The sequence below is a fragment of the Treponema sp. OMZ 803 genome, from assembly GCF_024181165.1.
Lineage (GTDB): Bacteria > Spirochaetota > Spirochaetia > Treponematales > Treponemataceae > Treponema.
This window is the reverse complement of record NZ_CP051195.1, coordinates 2,210,400-2,227,527: the sequence shown is the minus strand read 5'-3', so window position 1 is coordinate 2,227,527 and position 17,128 is coordinate 2,210,400. Positions and strand designations below refer to the sequence as shown.

Here is a 17,128-nt window from a genome sequence, read left to right as displayed (position 1 = left end):
TTTTTGCAGTGCTGATTTATCCTTTCTCATTATTGTTGGGCATCTCTAAAAACTCGATGAGTAAACCTGTTCGGAAACTTCCGTTTCTGAACAGGTTACCTTGAAATGCGATGTTCTAAATCGTGCTATTTGCGCGATTTAGAACTCGTCGATCTATTCGAAAACGCAGTTATCGAATAGGTCTAGTTTTTAGAGATATCTGTCCAAAACCCACTCTTATGAACTCAGCGATAAAACAAGCGCCAATGATTTTAAATTATGAAACGCCGTAAATCAACAACTCCGACGCAGAGCGCTGCCGAGAAACGGTGGGTATTAAATCCTCCACACGAATAAAATAGTGTCCGATAATTCTATACTTTGTAAAAAAACATTTGACAGATGGAATTTTGGGGTGTATCCTGTATGTAAAGTTATGAAAATGTTTTCTAAAAACGTTTTCATAAAATTAGATTCGATGTGAGGATGATATGAAAGCGTGGGAATATATTTACGATTTAACAAAAAATGCCGTTCCGGTGGTGCTATCGGAAGACGAGCAAACATGGGAGGCGTCGAATGCCGCTGAAAAGCAGGTGGACAATCTGCTCCGTGTGCAGTGGGCAAGTCATGTGCCCGGCTCTCATGCTCCTGAAAGTGTGGTGATTGCCGCGGTTCAGTCCATAGAAGCGCTGGGGTGCGATGTGAGTGCCGCAGAGGAGTTGATTCCTGAAGGGCTTGATGCACTAAAACGGAATGATATGAAGACGCTGCAGCGGATTACTGCCCGCATATTTAATATCCTTTTTATGTGTCCGAGCGATACTGCAAGCGACTATTGGAAAAGTACGCTCTATCAAAGTTTCGACGAATATGAAAAAGCAATTGCGTTTCCCGCAGCAGAAACGGAAACACTGTCGAATGCAGTATTGTACGATAAAACAAAGGCCGCGTGGCTTGGCCGTTTATGCGGTGGTGGTTTTGGAACGGCGCTTGAAGGATATACGACGGCACAGCTAAAGAAAAAATTCGGCGAAATCCATACGTATGTGCGTAAGCCGAATACTTACAACGATGATATAACGTACGAGATCGCATTTCTGGAAGCATGCTTTAAAGCACAGGGGATGCCGACAAGTGCTGATATTGCCGATCAATGGCTGGAGTTAATTCCCTGCGGTTGGTCTGCCGAACAGGTTGCATTGGATAATTTACGTAGAGGGATGTATCCTCCGGAAAGCGGTCTGTTTAGGAATCCCTACCGTGAATGGATCGGTGCACAAATGCGGGGTGCCGTGTGCGGTCAGGTAGCTCCGTTAAATCCGCGTAAGGCTGCACTGCTTGCATGGCGCGACGCGGAAATTTCGCACCACGGGAATGGAATTCTCGGAGAGGTGTTTAACGCTGTTTTGGTCAGCCTTGCATACGGGGAAGATCCTATGCGGAGATGTTTGGAAAAAGCCGTTTCCTGCATTCCACGGGATTCGGAATATGCCTCTGTGCTTCACTTTGCATTGGCACAGTGTATGAAAAAGCAGGATTTTTATGAGGCATGGGCGGCATGCGAAGAAAAATACAAGCGGTATAATTGGATCCATGCGTATCCGAATGCAGCGGCAGAAGTAGTTGCGTTGTATTTCGGCAAAGATAATTTTAATGATGTCATGCACTATATCGCAATGTGTGGACAAGATGTCGATTGTAATGCTGCACAGCTGGGAGCTGCGCTCGGTGCAAAATTAGGCACAAAGGGAATCGAAGATCACTGGACGGATCCTTTTGGCGATGAAATTATAACCTATTTACGGGGAAATAAAACGGTAAGTTTGCAAGAACTTATTAACAAGACCGTATCGGTCGTAAAACAATTGGAGGATGTATGAAAAAGATTCTTTCTGTCAGTCTGTTTGTACTGTTAGGCATGTCTATGTTTGCTTTCGGTGCAAAAGAGAACAGCGGTTCAAAGGAACCGAGTGTCGCGCTGATCATCAATGGAAACCTTGGAGATAAGTCTTTCCATGATTCCGCAAACAACGGTATGAAGATGATCGCAAATGAACTGCATTGCAAAACCAAGGTGGTTGAAGTCGGGTATGATGACTCAAAATGGGAACCTGCATTGCGTGATCTTTGTGATGAAAAGCACGATATTATTTTTTGCGGAACGTGGCAAATGCAGGCGCTTGTATCAAAGATAACAAAAGATTATCCGAATCAAAAAATTATCGTCTACGATACGGCAATGGATTATGCTTCCGATTCTGCGGGGCTGTTTAAAAATACCTATTCGATAGAATACAAGCAGAATGAAGGTTCCTTCCTTGCAGGCGTACTTGCCGCGGAAATGACAAAGGGGAAGAAAATCGGGTTTATCGGCGGTATGGATAATACCGTTATCCTCGATTTCTTAGTCGGTTTTATACAAGGTGCAAAAACCGTTTCTCCCGATATTAAAATCATTTCTTCTTTTGTCGGAAATTTCAGCGATTCTGCAAAAGCAAAAGAACTTGCGTTGACACAGTATCAGATGGGTGCCGACATTATATTTGTTTGCGCATCGAATGCCGGAGAAGGTGCGCTGCAGGCTGCAAAGGAAAAGAATAAATTCATTATCGGGGTGGATAGCGATCAGGCTATGCTGTACAAGCAGACCGATCCCGTTTTATCAAACCTCATTATCTCTTCGATGCTGAAACGCGTTGATAAGTCCATGTATCTTGCAATGAAAGAAATACAAAGCAATACACTGGTATGGGGCAAACGTGTCGCATTGGGAATAAATGAAGGTTGCGTCGGTCTTGCAGATAATGAAGTGTATCAGGCGAAAGTTCCTGCCGAAGTTCGCAAGCATATTTCCGAGTATGAAACCCAAATCAGAAATGGAAAGATTGCAGTTAAGACAGCATTCGGTATGAAGCAAGCCGATATAACAGCATATATCGATTCCGCTCGCCCATAATTAAAAAAGCATTGCACGGAAGCTGGGGATGTCTCGAACATAACTAACTTTTTGGGAATCCCCGGCCTCACTTTCTGTGCTTATGCGGAGACTATCCGAATGAATGTTGAAAGTACGGCAGATGATATTTTAGTAATGAAGGATATTTCAAAAATATATCCTAACGGTGTTACGGCTAATAGGCATGTCAATTTTTCGGTTCGTGCCGGAGAAATTCATGCGCTTGTCGGTGAGAACGGTGCCGGTAAAAGTACCTTGATGAAAATATTATTCGGTATTGAGCAACCGACTGAAGGTACGATTTTATATAATGGAAACGAATTGCATATCAAATCCCCGCTTGACGCTATTCGTCACGGATTCGGTATGGTACATCAGCATTTTATGCTTGTCGAATCGATGAGTGTTGCAGAAAATATATGCCTTGGAATGGAACCCGGAAAAGGCCCGTTGCTTCGTGAAAAACTCATGAATGAACAGGCTCAAGAAATTATCAATCAATATCATTTTGTTATTGACCCGAAAGAAAAGATTAAAAATTTGCCCATAGGGACGCGCCAGAAAGTAGAAATTCTGAAGGCGTTATATAAAGGTGCGCGCATTTTAATTTTGGATGAACCGACCGCTGTATTAACTCCGCAAGAAACGGAAGAATTATTTGTTGAATTAAAAGAGCTGCGGAATTCGGGATGTACGATTATATTTATCAGTCATAAATTAAATGAAGTTAAAGAAATATGCGAAAGGATAACCGTATTGCGTAACGGTACTTCCGTCGGCGTGTATTCCGCCGGAGAAATTTCTGAAAAAGAAATATCGAACCTTATGGTCGGTAAAAATATACATTGGGAAATAGAAAAACAACCAAGCGTTCCCGGAGAGACCGTCTTAAAATTGCGGGATGTATGTATGGATGATGATGCCGGACGTCCCATACTCAAGCATGTGAGTTTTGATTTACCTGCAGGGAAAATTCTCGGTATTGTCGGTGTTGAAGGAAACGGGCAAAAAGAGTTGATCGATACCATAACCGGATTGCAGCACTGTACTGAAGGGAGCGTAATGTTAAACGGTAAAGATATAACATCGCGCAGTATTGCTGCAATCAGAAAAGAAGGTATCTCCTATATACCGCAGGATAGAATAAAAGTAGGAACGGCGGTAACTGCTTCCATTCAAGAAAATTTATTTGCCGTCTTTACGGAAGATGAGCGCTTTGTACATAAGGGCATTCTAAAGAAGAATGAAATAAAACAATGGGCTGATACGCTTATCAACCAATTTATGATTAAAACAAAAAGTGCCGATGTGCCGGTAAAAATGCTGAGCGGTGGAAATATGCAAAAGGTTATTATTGCACGCGAATTTTCAACCTCGGCAGGATGTATTATCGCAGATCAACCGACAAGAGGTGTTGATATCGGCGCTGCAAAGTTTATTCATCAAAAGATTATTGAAATGCGCGATAACGGTGCTGCTATTTTGGTGAATTCGGCAGATTTGGCGGAGATTCTGGAAATAAGCGACAGTTTGGTTGTAATGTACGGCGGTGAAATTACAGCATATTTTCCGGATGCCGGTATGGTTAGCGAAACTGAGTTGGGAGAGTATATGCTCGGCTTAAAAAAGCAAGGTGCACACGAACTTGCAGGATGTTTACGATGAAATTAATAGGACGCCTTTCATTTGAAAAAAGATTTGAATTGATACGGTTTGCTGCAGCGATCGGCATTGCGGTGCTCTTATCGTTTCTTATTATTTTATTTGTCAGTAAAGAACCGCTGCTCGCTTTTTCAAAGCTCTTTTTAGGGCCGCTTGAATCGGCACGCCGTTTCGGTAACGTACTTGAGTTATGTATTCCGCTCAGTTTTACCGGTCTTGCAGTTGCCGTTATGTTCAGCGCAGATATGTTTAATATGGGTGCGGAAGGGGCGTTTTATGTGAGTGGCGCCGCTGCAGTATTTACCGCATTGCTTATACCGCTGCCTCCTGTTATTGCACCGCTTGTATCGATTATTATCGGCGGGTTATGCGGTGCTGTCGTTTGCTGGGTTCCGGCTTTTTTAAAGCAGCGATGGAATGCAAATGAGTTGGTTTCGTCTTTAATGTTGAATTATGTATTCTTTTACATAACCAAATATTTTGCCAATACGACCTTTAAAGATCCGTCGGCAGGATTTATGGCGACGTACCTGATTCCTGCCAATGCAAAATTGGCACGTCTTATTCCCGGAATGCGATTGCACTTCGGACTGTTGATATTGTGCGCCGTAGTAGTGCTGACCGTATTGTTTATCCGCCGTACGGCATGGGGGTATCGTCTGATGCAAACCGGAAGGAATATCCGCTTTGCCCGTTATGCCGGCTTAAACACGACGGCAATTATCGCATACTCACAGCTTATCGGCGGTTTTATCGCGGGCGTCGGCGGTTCGGTTGAGGTATTGGGAATGTATGACCGGTTCCAATGGCAAAGCTTGCCGGGGTACGGGTTTGACGGTATCGTTGTCGCTATTCTTGCAAAAAATAAACCGCACTATATTCCGATTGCTGCTTTCTTTTTGGCGTATTTAAAAATCGGTGCCGATAAGATGGCGACATCTACGGACGTTACTGCAGAAATGGTTTCAATCATTCAAGGTGTTATTATAATGCTTGCCGCAGCTCAGGCCTTTTTAAGTAAATGGCGGCAAAAAGCACTCATTAAAATGCAACAGGAGAGCGGCTTAGATGGATAACTTTTTGAGTTATATTTTAACTGCGGAGTTTGCTTATTCCGTTTTGCGTGTTACGACTCCGCTATTGTTTGCCGCACAAGCTTCGGTTGTTGCGGAAAATTCAGGTGCATCAAATATAGCATTGGAAGGCATTATGCTTTTTGCCGCGGCATTCGGAGCGCTGGGGACCGGCTTAACCGGCAGTTTGTTTATAGGCTTTTTAATTGCGTTAGGCGGCGGTTTATTAATTGCTGTGTTACTAGCTTACTTTGCGCTGTATCTAAAAACCGACATCATTTTATCCGGTATTGCGTTAAACACATTGGCCGCAGGCGGAACGGTATTTATTATGTATGTACTGATTCACGATAAAGGCAGTACATCTTCCTTAGTTTCACTGGTGTTTCCTAAAGTGGTTATACCGGGTATCGCCGCTATTCCCGTGTTAGGCAGCATTCTGTCGGGGCAAAACGTGTTGACATACATTGCGTTCTTTATGGTATTTGCCGTCTGGTTTTTGCTGTATAAAACAAAGCTTGGTATGCACATTCGCTGCGTAGGCGAAAATCCCGATGCAGCTGAATCCGTCGGGATACCCATTCGTAAGACCAGAGTTATCGCATTGCTTATCAGCGGATTTTTGGCATCGTTAGGCGGGGTATTCCTTTCGATGGCATACATGAGTACCTTTACAAAAGGCATGGTAGCGGGGCGCGGTTTTATTGCGTTGGCTGCTGCGGCAATGGGACGGTTGGCTCCGGTGCCGACGATGTTTGCAGCCTTGTTTTTCGGCTTTGCCGATGCCTTGTCGAATGTATTAGCGGCGATGAGCATCCCTGACGAATTCATAAAAACCGTTCCCTATATTTCAACCGTTATCGGACTGATTGTATTTTCAGCATGGCGGAAGCGCGGTAGGAAAGCGTAAATTGCTTAAAGGAGAAAACTATGGACAATAAAATACCGATTATAATTGACTGCGATCCCGGGCATGATGATGCAATAGCATTGATCATGGCGTTTGCATCCGAAAAGCTCAAAGTGTTGGGGGTCAGTGTCAGCGCCGGTAATCAAACCGTTGAAAAAACATATACTAATGCACGCAAGATTATTTCGTTTTTAGGAAAAGCTCCGCCGCTTGCAAAAGGGGCATCGTATCCGCTCGTCAGAAGATTGGAAGTTGCACCGAGTGTGCACGGTGAATCAGGGTTGGATGGACCGGTTCTGCCGGAGACGGATTTTACCGGTGTGCCTGAATCCGCATGGGAACTGCACCGCCGGCTTATCTCTGAAAGCCCCGAACCGGTAACGTTTGTTGTAACAGGCCCCCTGACGAATCTTGCAATTTTGCTGTTAGCATATCCCGATGTGAAAAAAAATCTCAAGCAGATATGTTTAATGGGCGGCGGTATCGATCACGGTAATTGGTCATCTGCAGCGGAATTTAATATTCTTGTCGATCCCGAAGCGGCACATATTGTATTTTCATGCGGTATTCCCATTGTGATGTGCGGACTTGATGTAACCGAAAAAGCGATGATCTTTTCGGAAGAAATAGAAAGACTGCGTAAATCCAAAAAACGGGTTGCCGTGCTGGTTGCAGAGTTGCTCGATTTCTTCGGCCGCTTTCACTCTGATTTGGGATTCCAAGGCGCACCTATCCACGATGCGTGTACTATTGCGTATTTGATCAAACCTGAGTTGTTTAAAGTATGCGATTACTATGTTGTTATCGAGACGCAAGGAAAGTATACCGCCGGTATGACGCTTGCAGATAAGCGGGTAAATAATAACAGACCAAAACCGAATGTTACAGCTTGTATGGATATCGATCGAGAAGGTTTTGTCCGGCTGCTTGAGCAATGCTGTATGGCGTATACATAAAATAACAGGAAGCATGAATATGAAAAAGATATTGGTTATCGGCAGTTTAAATGCCGATATGGTAGTTCGTGTTCCGCATATACCGGTAGCAGGCGAAACGATTTTAGCGGAAACTGTCGATATGATACCGGGCGGAAAAGGAGCAAACCAAGCATACGCAGCTGGTTCGTTAGGTGCGCAAACGGTTATGTTCGGAGCGGTCGGCGTAGACCGCTATGCTGAAATCGAAAAGAAGAGCTTACAGTCTGTAGGCGTGGATGTTTCCCGCCTTTTAGTACGCACTGATTGCGCAACAGGACTTGCGTGGATAACGGTAAACGATGCGGGCGATAACAGTATTGTTGTTGTTCCCGGTGCTAATAAAACACTGTCCGAAAAAGATATCGCCGATAACGACGATTTGCTGCATAGCTGTGATATCATATTGTGTCAGCTGGAAATACCGATACAAACGGTACTGTACGCCGCCCGCAGGGCAAAAGAATTAGGCAAGACATTTATTCTTGATCCCGCTCCTGCACCGAAACTATTTCATTCCGAACTCTATGCATACATTGATATTATCAAGCCGAACGAGACGGAACTCTCATTACTGACAGGCAAAGATGTTTCGGACTATGAAAGCGCTTCCGATATGCTGCGTACAAAAGGTGTAAAGAATGTCATTGTTACACTCGGCGAAAAAGGTGCTTTTGTAAATTCCGAATCGGAGGGAAAGCATCTTGTACCTGCTCGTTCCGTTCCCGTTGTCGATACGACAGCCGCCGGTGATTCTTTTACAGCTGCGCTTGCGGTTCGGCTTGCGTCCGGTTCTTCGCTACTGCAGGCCGTCCGTTATGCAACTGAGGTCGCAGCAATTGTTGTTACCCGTAAGGGAGCGCAAACCTCAATCCCCTCGGCGGCAGAGGTACCCTTTGACGATAAATGATATAGCCGAGCTTGCCGGTGTTTCCGTTTCGACGGTTTCAAAAATTATCAACGGAAAGGATAAAGGGATAAAGCTTGAAACGCGCGAACGAGTGCTTAAAATCGTTAAGGAATACCGGTACACTCCCTATGATTTTATTAAAAATAATACGAATTCAAAAAGCTTTTTATTAGGGCTTGTACTGTCGGGCATAAAAAAACGGCAATCGATCTCAAACGGTTTTTTGCATGAAGCGGAGCGGCAAGGGTACCAAGTGCAGGTGTGTCTTTCTACTTCTGCGGAAAGCGAATCAAAACACATCGCCGCCTTATGTAAGAATAGGGTAGAAGCGGCTCTATGGGAACCCGTCGAAGTTGCTGCAGAAAATGATACTTCCGGTATTGTTGCAGAAGGTGATAGTGTCGGAACGGCGGCGACAGTATGCAATAGAACTGGAGCTGCTGCGGTGTTGCATAAACGCGGTATTCCGTTTCTAGCGCTGAATACCAATGCTGTCGGTTCCAACGGTATATTCTATGACTACCAAAAAGCAGGATATACCGCAGCAGATATATTGTTACAATTGGGGCATACGAAAATACGCTGTGTGTATGACGGAACCGATATGCAAGAATGTGCAATACGGCAAGGCGTTGAGCGGTGTCTATTCGATCACCATTGTTTATATGTTGAATGTAAAAATGTTCAGGAAGCGCTTTCGGTACATAATTGTTCTGCGCTTATTTGCTGTGATTGGGATACGGCGGTAACGGCGTATGAGTATGCAACGGTACATAAATTCCGGATACCGCAGGATCTTTCCGTTATCTGTATCGACGATGCGGAATATATCAAACCCTTTCCGCCCATATCGGCGATTCCGCTTTCCTTATTTCATTTCGGAGTCTTTGTATGCCGGTATTTAATAGATAAAATCGAAAAGAAAGCAACGGATATACCGGCATATACCGAAGTATTTACTTGTAATCATTACAAAAGCATTGATCTGCCTGCACCCTTGCGCAAAAAACGAATCATCGTTGTAGGCAGTATCAATATGGATATCTTGCTTACCGTAAACAATTATCCTCAGACCGGAGAAAGTATTTCTGCTGAAAGTGTTTCGATAATACCGGGCGGCAAGGGGATAAATCAAGCGGTCGGTGCGGCGAAACTCGGTGCCAAGGTGTCGCTGGTCGGCAATGTCGGAAGGGACTTTGATGGTGATATGATTTTGAACCTCTTACATGATAACGGCATTGATGCAACGGCTGTGCATGTAGACGAAGAGCATTCTACCGGTAAAGCCTATATTCATATCCAAGGTGATGGAGAAAGCGGTATCGTATTATACGGCGGTGCTAATGAAACGATTTCTGCAGATTCAATATACCGCAGCGAACAGCTCTTTACCGATGCAGTTTTTTGTTTGTTGCAAACCGAAATACCTATGGAAGCAGTTAAAAAGACGATTGAAACCGCACGAAAATATAACGTTGCAATTATGCTGAAACCTTCCGCCGTAAAAGAAATAGCGGAAGAACTTTTACCGGAACTGGATTATTTTATTCCGAACCGTAAAGAATTATACAGACTGTGTCCCATTGCCGGAACATTGGAAGAAAAAGCCGCATGGTTTTTGAAAAAAGGCGTCAAGACGGTTATCGTAACGCTCGACAGCGATGGCTGTTATGTACGAACTTCCGAATACGAGCGATGGTTCCCAGCTGTCGATATATTTAAACCCATCGATACAACCGGAGCTGCCGATGCCTTTATTGCGGCATTGGCCGTCTTTTTATCCGAACAAAAAAGCTTGTCTGACGCATTGCCGTATGCACTTTATGCCGCCGGATTTTCGACAACGCGGGTAGGGGTTGTTCCATCTTTAATCGATAGAGCGACACTGGAGCAGTGTTGTATATAGGCCGGCGGATTATGGCGGAAGCTGTGTAGGAATTAAGGTGGATGAAAACGGATCGGTGTGGGATTTATATTTGGATTATATTTTCTTCTTTTTTTATTTACAAGCGAGAAAAACGGATTTATACTTTATATGTAATGACTCAATAGTAATGCAAGCTCACGGGTCATTCATAAATCCAATTCACAGGAGGGTACTCTTTATGGTAACGTTTTTGCTGTGTATTGCAGCACTCATTGTCGGTTACTTAGTGTACGGTACATTTGTAGAAAAAGTGTTTAGTCCGAATGAAGCCAATCGGACTCCGGCTATGGCTAATCCTGACGGAATAGACTATGTGCCGATTTCAAAACCGAAAGCTTTTTTAATCCAGCTTTTGAATATTGCCGGTTTAGGGCCGATCTTCGGCGCAATCTCCGGCGCTTTGTGGGGACCAAGCGTTTATCTTTGGATTGTCGGCGGTACGTTGCTCGCCGGAGGTGTACACGATTATCTTTCCGGTATGCTCTCAGTACGTAATGACGGCGCCAGTATTACCGAAATAACCGGTAAATACTTAGGTCATACCATGCAGAATATCATGCGTGTATTCGGCTTGGTGCTGCTCGTTATGGTCGGTGTCGTATTTATGGTGGGGCCGGCGGGATTGCTTGCGCTGCTGACCCCGGAATGGCTGAATGTAAAAGTGTGGACAATTATCATCCTTGTATACTATTTCCTTGCGACCCTTCTTCCAGTCGATAAGGTTATTGCGCGATTCTATCCGATTTTCGGCATTTTCCTTATTTTAATGGCTGTCGGCGTTTCGATTGCAACAATGCTGAATAGCGGAACCCGCCCTATGATGGAACTGACACTCGAAAACCTCTACCCAAGTGCACACCAGCGCCCTATTTGGCCGTTGATGTTTATTACGGTAGCGTGTGGCGCTATTTCAGGCTTCCACGCAACGCAGTCTCCCATTGTTTCGCGTACGTTAAAGAATGAAAAAGAGGGACGCTGGGTTTTTTACGGCGCAATGGTTGCCGAAGGTATCATCGCAATGGTATGGGCGTCGGCAGCAATCGCGTTCTTTTGGAACAAAGACGGATCAGGTACCGGCCTTAAAGCTCTCCTCGACATCGGCGGTGGTAATTCAAAATCGGTTTACTCCATCTGTACCGGCCTTCTTGGGACGGTCGGCGGTGCAATCGCTATGGTCGGCGTTATTGCGTGTCCTATTACTTCGGGCGATACCGCGTTCCGCAGTGCTCGTATGATTATTTTTGACTGGTTTAAACTCGACGAAAAGAAATTGAAGGTACGGCTTTCAATCGCGGTGCCGCTACTGCTGGTCGGATACTGCATTTCGCTTATCAACTACAACGTTGTGTGGCGCTATTTCTCATGGTCAAATCAAACGCTTGCGATGATTGTTTTATGGACGGGCGGCGCTTACCTTGCGACAAACTATCCTAACCGGAATCGCTGCTGGATCGCGGTTATTCCTGCTACCTTTATGTCGGCTGTTTCCGTTACCTATCTGATGTATGCGCCGGAGTGTTTCAATCTGGTTCGGCTCGGCATGCAGGGAATTACGATTTCGTATGTCGTCGGTATTGTCGTTGCAGCGGTATTCTTTATCATCTTTATGACGAGAATTTATATGCGGCCTCAACAGAGCCTTGAAAGTCAACGGAAGATTATTATCGGACGTGCGCATCATAGTAATTAAATAATATGATGAAGAAGCCGCCTTAACAGAAGTGACGGCTTCTTCATCACGCCGGTAATCTGTCACACGTTCTTTTACAGCATATACACATTTGTGAAAATCGCTAAAAAACTGAAGTCTTTTGGGGATCTAATACCGAGCAGCTTTTACATATCCGTATTATTTATATTGAAGAATAGAGATTAAAAATAAGCAGTTATTAAAAGCAAACTAAAGACAGGAAAAGAATAATGCCGTCGGACAGAATCGAACTGTCGACACAAGGATTTTCAGTCCTTTGCTCTACCGACTGAGCTACAACGGCAAAAATAATAAAGAATTTATATCCGATTTTTTTACATGTGTCAAGTATCCATGTACAGCTTTATTCTATATCGTAGATAATCTTTTCGGGCGGCTGTTCAAGCAATTCAGGTTCCTCTAAATATTTATGCAATTCATGGAAAGCGGATGCATAGTAAAATCCGTCGCAGATGCGCTCATCGGTTGTAACAGTAAGGTCGAGGTTCCGTATGTTAGTAACCGTGCCATCTCGCGTAATTTCTTGTGATCTCCGCATTGCACTAAAAGTAATAAATACGGGGGCATTACCGAAATTGTACAAATGGTGAAATATAGGACGGATACCTAATGATCCCATAGAAGAGAATACAACAGAACAGTGAAAAGGACTGAGCAGTCTCAATCTTTCCGGTAACAAGTTGTGGAAATCGAGCCAGTTCAGAAACGCGATCGCTGCACGTAATTGAAAATTCGGCATAAATCCAAGTTTACGTGCGATTTTATCAAAAGCACTCTCTTTTTCTTTCCGCGTATTTCGATATTCATCTATTTTATGGGTCATCTCGTTATATACATCAGTAACGGTTGCACTTCGGTCAAAGAAAAACTTCATCATTGTTTCTTCGGCTTCCAGCGTCATCTCTTTCTTGACAGCCATAACAACTTCTATATTATGGCGAGCATAAAGCCGTAATCCACTTAAAAATCGGTTAATTCCCGGCCGTTGAGATATAGTTCGTACATAGGCAGCGATCACTACATGCATAATACCGAAACCGGTAAGGCCTTCTGCCCTCTTTTTATGCACGAAATGTTCAATTGCCGCTACATTGATGCTGTCTTGAAATAAATTTTGTGATCCTATTCTTGATGGCATAATAAAGGGAGCCACTACCGTCATAGGCTCTACCGAACGGATACGTCTTCCTTCTTTTCTATCGCCGAATCGTCGTTTGGCTGGAATGGGCATAGCTACTTTTTTAAGTTCCAATTCAGTTTTTTTGTCTTTCATATTTTGCATTTCCTATTAAATGTTATATTTCTTATTAGAGGTACTTTATTATTCATAAATTATTATTTTTTGCTAGAGAACCGAATCGACAAGTGTCTTAAAAGAGCTATCCAATGTTTCATTGTATTGCTGAGGCTGTACCATAAAAAGGCCGTTTTTAACGATAATTGACGCGTGTTCTTCTCTGCTATAGGAAGAGTCATTTTTTCGGAATTGCTGTGCTTTTTCTAAAAGTCCCTTCTGTTTATCAGTTGTGTACATTTGCCGCACTGCAAGTATTTTTGAAAGTAAATTTGTAAATTCGCAGAGGTCATCGGGAATTTCCTCCATAAGTGTGCGGCTAGGCATCGCATTAGTTATCCCGGATAATAAAGTAGTAAACTCGTCCCAATGCTTATTCAAAAAATTTATAATAATCTCTTTTTTCATTTTTTCCCTTGTTGATTGGTTCTCCCTTTCTATATCGGCATAAAATGAGGGGCTTTCAATAACAAGAAAAAATCACCTATTAGGGAAATAGAGTTTTAGGTACTGTTCGGCAAAAATATGCTTCCAAGAAAATTTTGTATGGAGTGCTGTGTATGCCTGTAAAATAATATTTTTAAAATATGGAATATCGATGAGTTTTGTTTTATCGCTTGTTAAAAAATATTCCGTTTGTTTCAGTACGGTTTCCGTTAATATTTTAATATGTATGTCGGTATTTTGTTCTTCGCCGTTCGGGAGCTTGTATAAGAAGCCTGTTTTTCCGTCTATGATTTTCTGTAAGCCCCCTTGTGCGTTTGCAATCGGGATAGTACCGTAGACCTGCGCGATAAGATCCTCCAAGCCGCATGGCTCAAATAAGCTTGGTAAAACAATAAAGTCCGCTGCGGCAGTGATGAGCCGAGCAGCCTTCCGGTTATATCCCTTGCAATAGACGAATTTCCCGGGCAGCGCGGCAGCGAGAGCGATTGCTTCGGCTTCAAGCTCGGGGTCTCCCTGTCCCATTACGATGAATCGCAGGCTAGGGGAGTGTTCCAGTATAAGGGGAATTGCTTTGAGTAATACGTCTACGCCTTTTTGCCGAACCAACCGGCCGTGATACATCAGGTAGAGTGTTTTATTTTTCTCCTGTCGGTCTATGCTGCCGTATTGCTGTATGCCATCATACAGTGGCGCTGTACAGGTCTGCGTCTGCAATTTATCCAATAAAAATGAACGGCAGGCATATTTTCCTTCAAATTGTTCTTTTTGTACGTCGAATGCAAAGGGAAGCCCTGAACATTCCGTATTGCAAGGATTATAGGCTGTAAAGTCAATTCCGTTGGTGATACCGGTAATGTGAATATGCCTTTCGGCAAGGCTTTTTGAAAAAAGATAGGAATACGGCGAATGTTCCGGTGAAATCAGCTGTTTCGCATACCACGGAGAAACCGTCGTTAAATCGGCAAAGTCGGAACCGACAAGAAAGGGTTCGACGGTATAATCGATTTTGCCGTATTCCAATACCCTGCGGGGGAGGTCGGTTAAATGTGCCGCATATTCAAATGAATAAAAGGTTTGACGGTAGCCGTCCCCTGCGTTATGAATAGTGATAAGTGCGCGTGTATGCCTAAATAGCCGCCTACCCGTACAGCGGGCGAAGATAAACGCAGGCAGCAAAGCGGTGTGGGCATCATGGCAGTGCAATACCTGCGGAGCGATATGATGCCGTAACCCATAGCAATAGATTGCTTTTTGGAATAATACATTCATTTCATGGCTGTCTACGTAACCGTCTCCTTTTTTAAGATCGGGCCGGTGCAGCTTTTCCCTAAAATAATCGAGTTCTTCGGTGCAGTAGGTATAAATATCTTTTTTTTCCGTGAAAATGCCGGAGTCGATAAAGATGAAACGGATATTTTTCCTGAAAAGTTCAAAATATCTCACTAAATGCGATGTGTCGCCGACACGGATGTTCACTTCTCCTGTACAGTTATCCAGAACCTCGCTATTGTTACCGTAATGGGGCAAAAATACCGTAACCGCAAAACCGGAATCGGCAGCTGCTTCTGCCAACGATTTTACAACGTTTTTTACGCCTCCGGCTTCTGCAAAACCGGCATATTCACGGCTTACAACCCATATCGATGTATTATTTTCCTTGATGCTCATAAAACTAGAATGTCCTTAAAGAAAGTAAAGGGAACTTCTAAAAAACTATAGTTTTCAGAAATATCCACTAGACTGTGCGATTAAACAGATCCGGCCTGAGTTTTTCCGCCTCGCCCAAATAAACCGGTACGGCTTTCTTTTTCCCATAGTAATAAAAGAGAAAACGGATTATACCATGAGGACTGCCGTCGATATTCGGTTCCGCACTGCAAAAAAGCACAGTCGCAGAAGCATAACCGGCGGAGCGCAATAAAGTTGCAGGATTTGCTGCCGTTATATCGGATGTAATCGAAAATTGTAGGGAAATGATGTCTTTCTCATGCAATCTGTTGAGTTCCAAAAAGCGTGTGTATGCGGTAACGACGGCAGTTTTGATCTGCTCCTGTGTATTTTGGGCGCATACGGCTGCTCTTCCTGCGTACAGTTTTTTCCGAAAAATCATTGTATGTCCTTATGCCTGATTGATACCGTTAGAAAGTAGAAGAATAGCGGAAGCTACGATTGCGATTGCCAGCCCGAATATGCAGGCGATACCGCTGATAATGCAGCGACCGAGGTAGTAGGGTTTCCGTAAATAAATACTATAGTTAATCTCAAACAAAAAGGCAAAAACAGCAACTAAGAACAGTAAGATGCCGCCTGCTATCAGAAATCGTAGAATAATAATCTGACTTGAATCCAGAAAGTTTTGAACATTTCCCAAAATAAATAAAACAAATAAGGCAATCAGAACGGTAAAGAGGAAAAGTACGGTTCTATGCAAAAAACGAATAGTGACGTGTTTTCTAATTATCGGAGATGCCATTATTGATCGAGTATAACTTGTCCGATTGGAACATGCAAGGGTGCGCATTGCCTAGTCCGGATAAACATCAGCTCGGTGATGGGGTGCGCTTTATCGAGGCCTTTTTGTTCAAACTTGGTTTTGGGACGCCATGGCTGCGGAGGGGCGAAACCTTCGTATTTTGAACGGAGCCCTTCGGTGGCCGAAAGTTCGGCAAAGGCGTCCTCCGCATAGTCGTACCAATCGGTTACCATGTAAAGGTAGCCGTTTTCTTGCAGTTTTTGAGCCAGCAGGTCGGTTCTCGGGCGATGGAGCAGCCGCCGTTTGTGATGTTTTTTCTTTTGCCACGGGTCGGGAAAAAAGATATGGAACCCTGCAATTGAGGCGTCGGGAATCATATTTCCCAATACTTCGATAGCGTCGTGTTCGATAATGCGGATATTTTTAAGATCGCGCTGTTCAATTTCGTTTAACAGCTTCCCGACCCCTGCTTGAAAAACTTCAATTCCGATATAGTTGTTTTCGGGATGCTGTGCTGCGATTTCAGCTGTTGCGACCCCCATGCCGAAGCCTATTTCGATGATAACCGGATGCTCATTCGCAAAAATCCCCGGAAAAGAAAGCTGCTGCGCTTTGTAGGGGATGCACCAGCGCGGCGCATATTCGGCATACGCTTTTTTTTGAGCCTCAGTAATCCGCCCCTTTCGCAGTACAAAGGTTCTGATGGGGCGTCCCTGCGGCGGCGTATCGGCTATGCCGGTTTTTTCACTATGGTCTGTCTGTTCTGTTATCATGGTATTCCTTCTTTGCTGTGAGAGCGGCTTAAAAAA

The 17,128-nt window shown here is 43.9% G+C and carries 15 protein-coding genes and 1 tRNA gene; 9 read left to right on the top strand and 7 right to left on the bottom strand.

What is annotated here, in order from left to right:
• The first annotated feature begins 470 nt into the window (after positions 1 to 470).
• From ABH09_RS10115 to ABH09_RS10075, 9 genes are all read left to right on the top strand, one after another.
• Complete coding sequence (locus ABH09_RS10115) at positions 471 to 1,862, top strand: ADP-ribosylglycohydrolase family protein (RefSeq protein ID WP_253714289.1); 1,392 nt, start codon at positions 471 to 473, stop codon at positions 1,860 to 1,862.
• On the top strand, positions 1,859 to 2,938 hold the full coding sequence (locus tag ABH09_RS10110) for a BMP family ABC transporter substrate-binding protein (RefSeq protein ID WP_253714288.1): 1,080 nt from the start codon (positions 1,859 to 1,861) through the stop codon (positions 2,936 to 2,938). The genes ABH09_RS10115 and ABH09_RS10110 overlap by 4 nt, the downstream gene beginning before the upstream one ends.
• A 99-nt stretch (positions 2,939 to 3,037) precedes the next feature.
• Positions 3,038 to 4,603, top strand: a complete 1,566-nt coding sequence (locus tag ABH09_RS10105) for an ABC transporter ATP-binding protein (protein ID WP_253714287.1) — start codon at positions 3,038 to 3,040, stop codon at positions 4,601 to 4,603.
• Positions 4,600 to 5,676: an ABC transporter permease gene (locus ABH09_RS10100; protein WP_253714286.1), complete on the top strand. Its 1,077-nt coding sequence runs from the start codon at positions 4,600 to 4,602 to the stop codon at positions 5,674 to 5,676. The genes ABH09_RS10105 and ABH09_RS10100 overlap by 4 nt, the downstream gene beginning before the upstream one ends.
• Positions 5,669 to 6,583, top strand: a complete 915-nt coding sequence (locus ABH09_RS10095; protein ID WP_253714285.1) for an ABC transporter permease — start codon at positions 5,669 to 5,671, stop codon at positions 6,581 to 6,583. Before ABH09_RS10100 ends, ABH09_RS10095 begins: the two co-directional genes overlap by 8 nt.
• 20 nt (positions 6,584 to 6,603) lie before the next feature.
• Positions 6,604 to 7,539, top strand: a complete 936-nt coding sequence (locus ABH09_RS10090) for a nucleoside hydrolase (protein WP_253714284.1) — start codon at positions 6,604 to 6,606, stop codon at positions 7,537 to 7,539.
• A 19-nt stretch (positions 7,540 to 7,558) separates the two neighbouring features.
• Complete coding sequence (gene rbsK / locus ABH09_RS10085) at positions 7,559 to 8,467, top strand: ribokinase (protein WP_253714283.1); 909 nt, start codon at positions 7,559 to 7,561, stop codon at positions 8,465 to 8,467.
• The gene (locus tag ABH09_RS10080) at positions 8,454 to 10,373 is read left to right on the top strand and encodes a PfkB family carbohydrate kinase (protein WP_253714282.1); all 1,920 of its coding nucleotides are present in this window, start codon (positions 8,454 to 8,456) and stop codon (positions 10,371 to 10,373) included. Before rbsK ends, ABH09_RS10080 begins: the two co-directional genes overlap by 14 nt.
• 199 nt (positions 10,374 to 10,572) lie before the next feature.
• Positions 10,573 to 12,084: a carbon starvation CstA family protein gene (locus ABH09_RS10075; protein WP_253714281.1), complete on the top strand. Its 1,512-nt coding sequence runs from the start codon at positions 10,573 to 10,575 to the stop codon at positions 12,082 to 12,084.
• A gap of 231 nt (positions 12,085 to 12,315) precedes the next feature.
• Here ABH09_RS10075 and ABH09_RS10070 read toward each other — a convergent pair.
• The 7 genes from ABH09_RS10070 to trmB form a co-directional block, all read right to left on the bottom strand.
• Positions 12,316 to 12,388, bottom strand: a tRNA-Phe gene (locus ABH09_RS10070).
• A gap of 60 nt (positions 12,389 to 12,448) precedes the next feature.
• Positions 12,449 to 13,378: a hypothetical protein gene (locus ABH09_RS10065; RefSeq protein ID WP_162664191.1), complete on the bottom strand. Its 930-nt coding sequence runs from the start codon at positions 13,376 to 13,378 to the stop codon at positions 12,449 to 12,451.
• Between the two features lie 72 nt (positions 13,379 to 13,450).
• Positions 13,451 to 13,726 (bottom strand): hypothetical protein, encoded by a 276-nt coding sequence (locus ABH09_RS10060; protein WP_253714280.1) that lies wholly within the window; start codon positions 13,724 to 13,726, stop codon positions 13,451 to 13,453.
• Between the two features lie 153 nt (positions 13,727 to 13,879).
• Positions 13,880 to 15,514, bottom strand: coding sequence for a glycogen synthase (locus tag ABH09_RS10055; RefSeq protein ID WP_253714279.1), 1,635 nt, complete (start codon positions 15,512 to 15,514; stop codon positions 13,880 to 13,882).
• A gap of 67 nt (positions 15,515 to 15,581) precedes the next feature.
• Positions 15,582 to 15,956, bottom strand: coding sequence for a chorismate mutase (locus tag ABH09_RS10050; RefSeq protein ID WP_253714278.1), 375 nt, complete (start codon positions 15,954 to 15,956; stop codon positions 15,582 to 15,584).
• Positions 15,957 to 15,965: 9 nt separating this feature from the next.
• Positions 15,966 to 16,319, bottom strand: a complete 354-nt coding sequence (locus ABH09_RS10045) for a hypothetical protein (protein WP_162664188.1) — start codon at positions 16,317 to 16,319, stop codon at positions 15,966 to 15,968.
• Positions 16,319 to 17,092 (bottom strand): tRNA (guanosine(46)-N7)-methyltransferase TrmB, encoded by a 774-nt coding sequence (gene trmB / locus ABH09_RS10040; protein ID WP_253714277.1) that lies wholly within the window; start codon positions 17,090 to 17,092, stop codon positions 16,319 to 16,321. The genes ABH09_RS10045 and trmB overlap by 1 nt, the downstream gene beginning before the upstream one ends.
• Positions 17,093 to 17,128 lie beyond the last annotated feature (36 nt).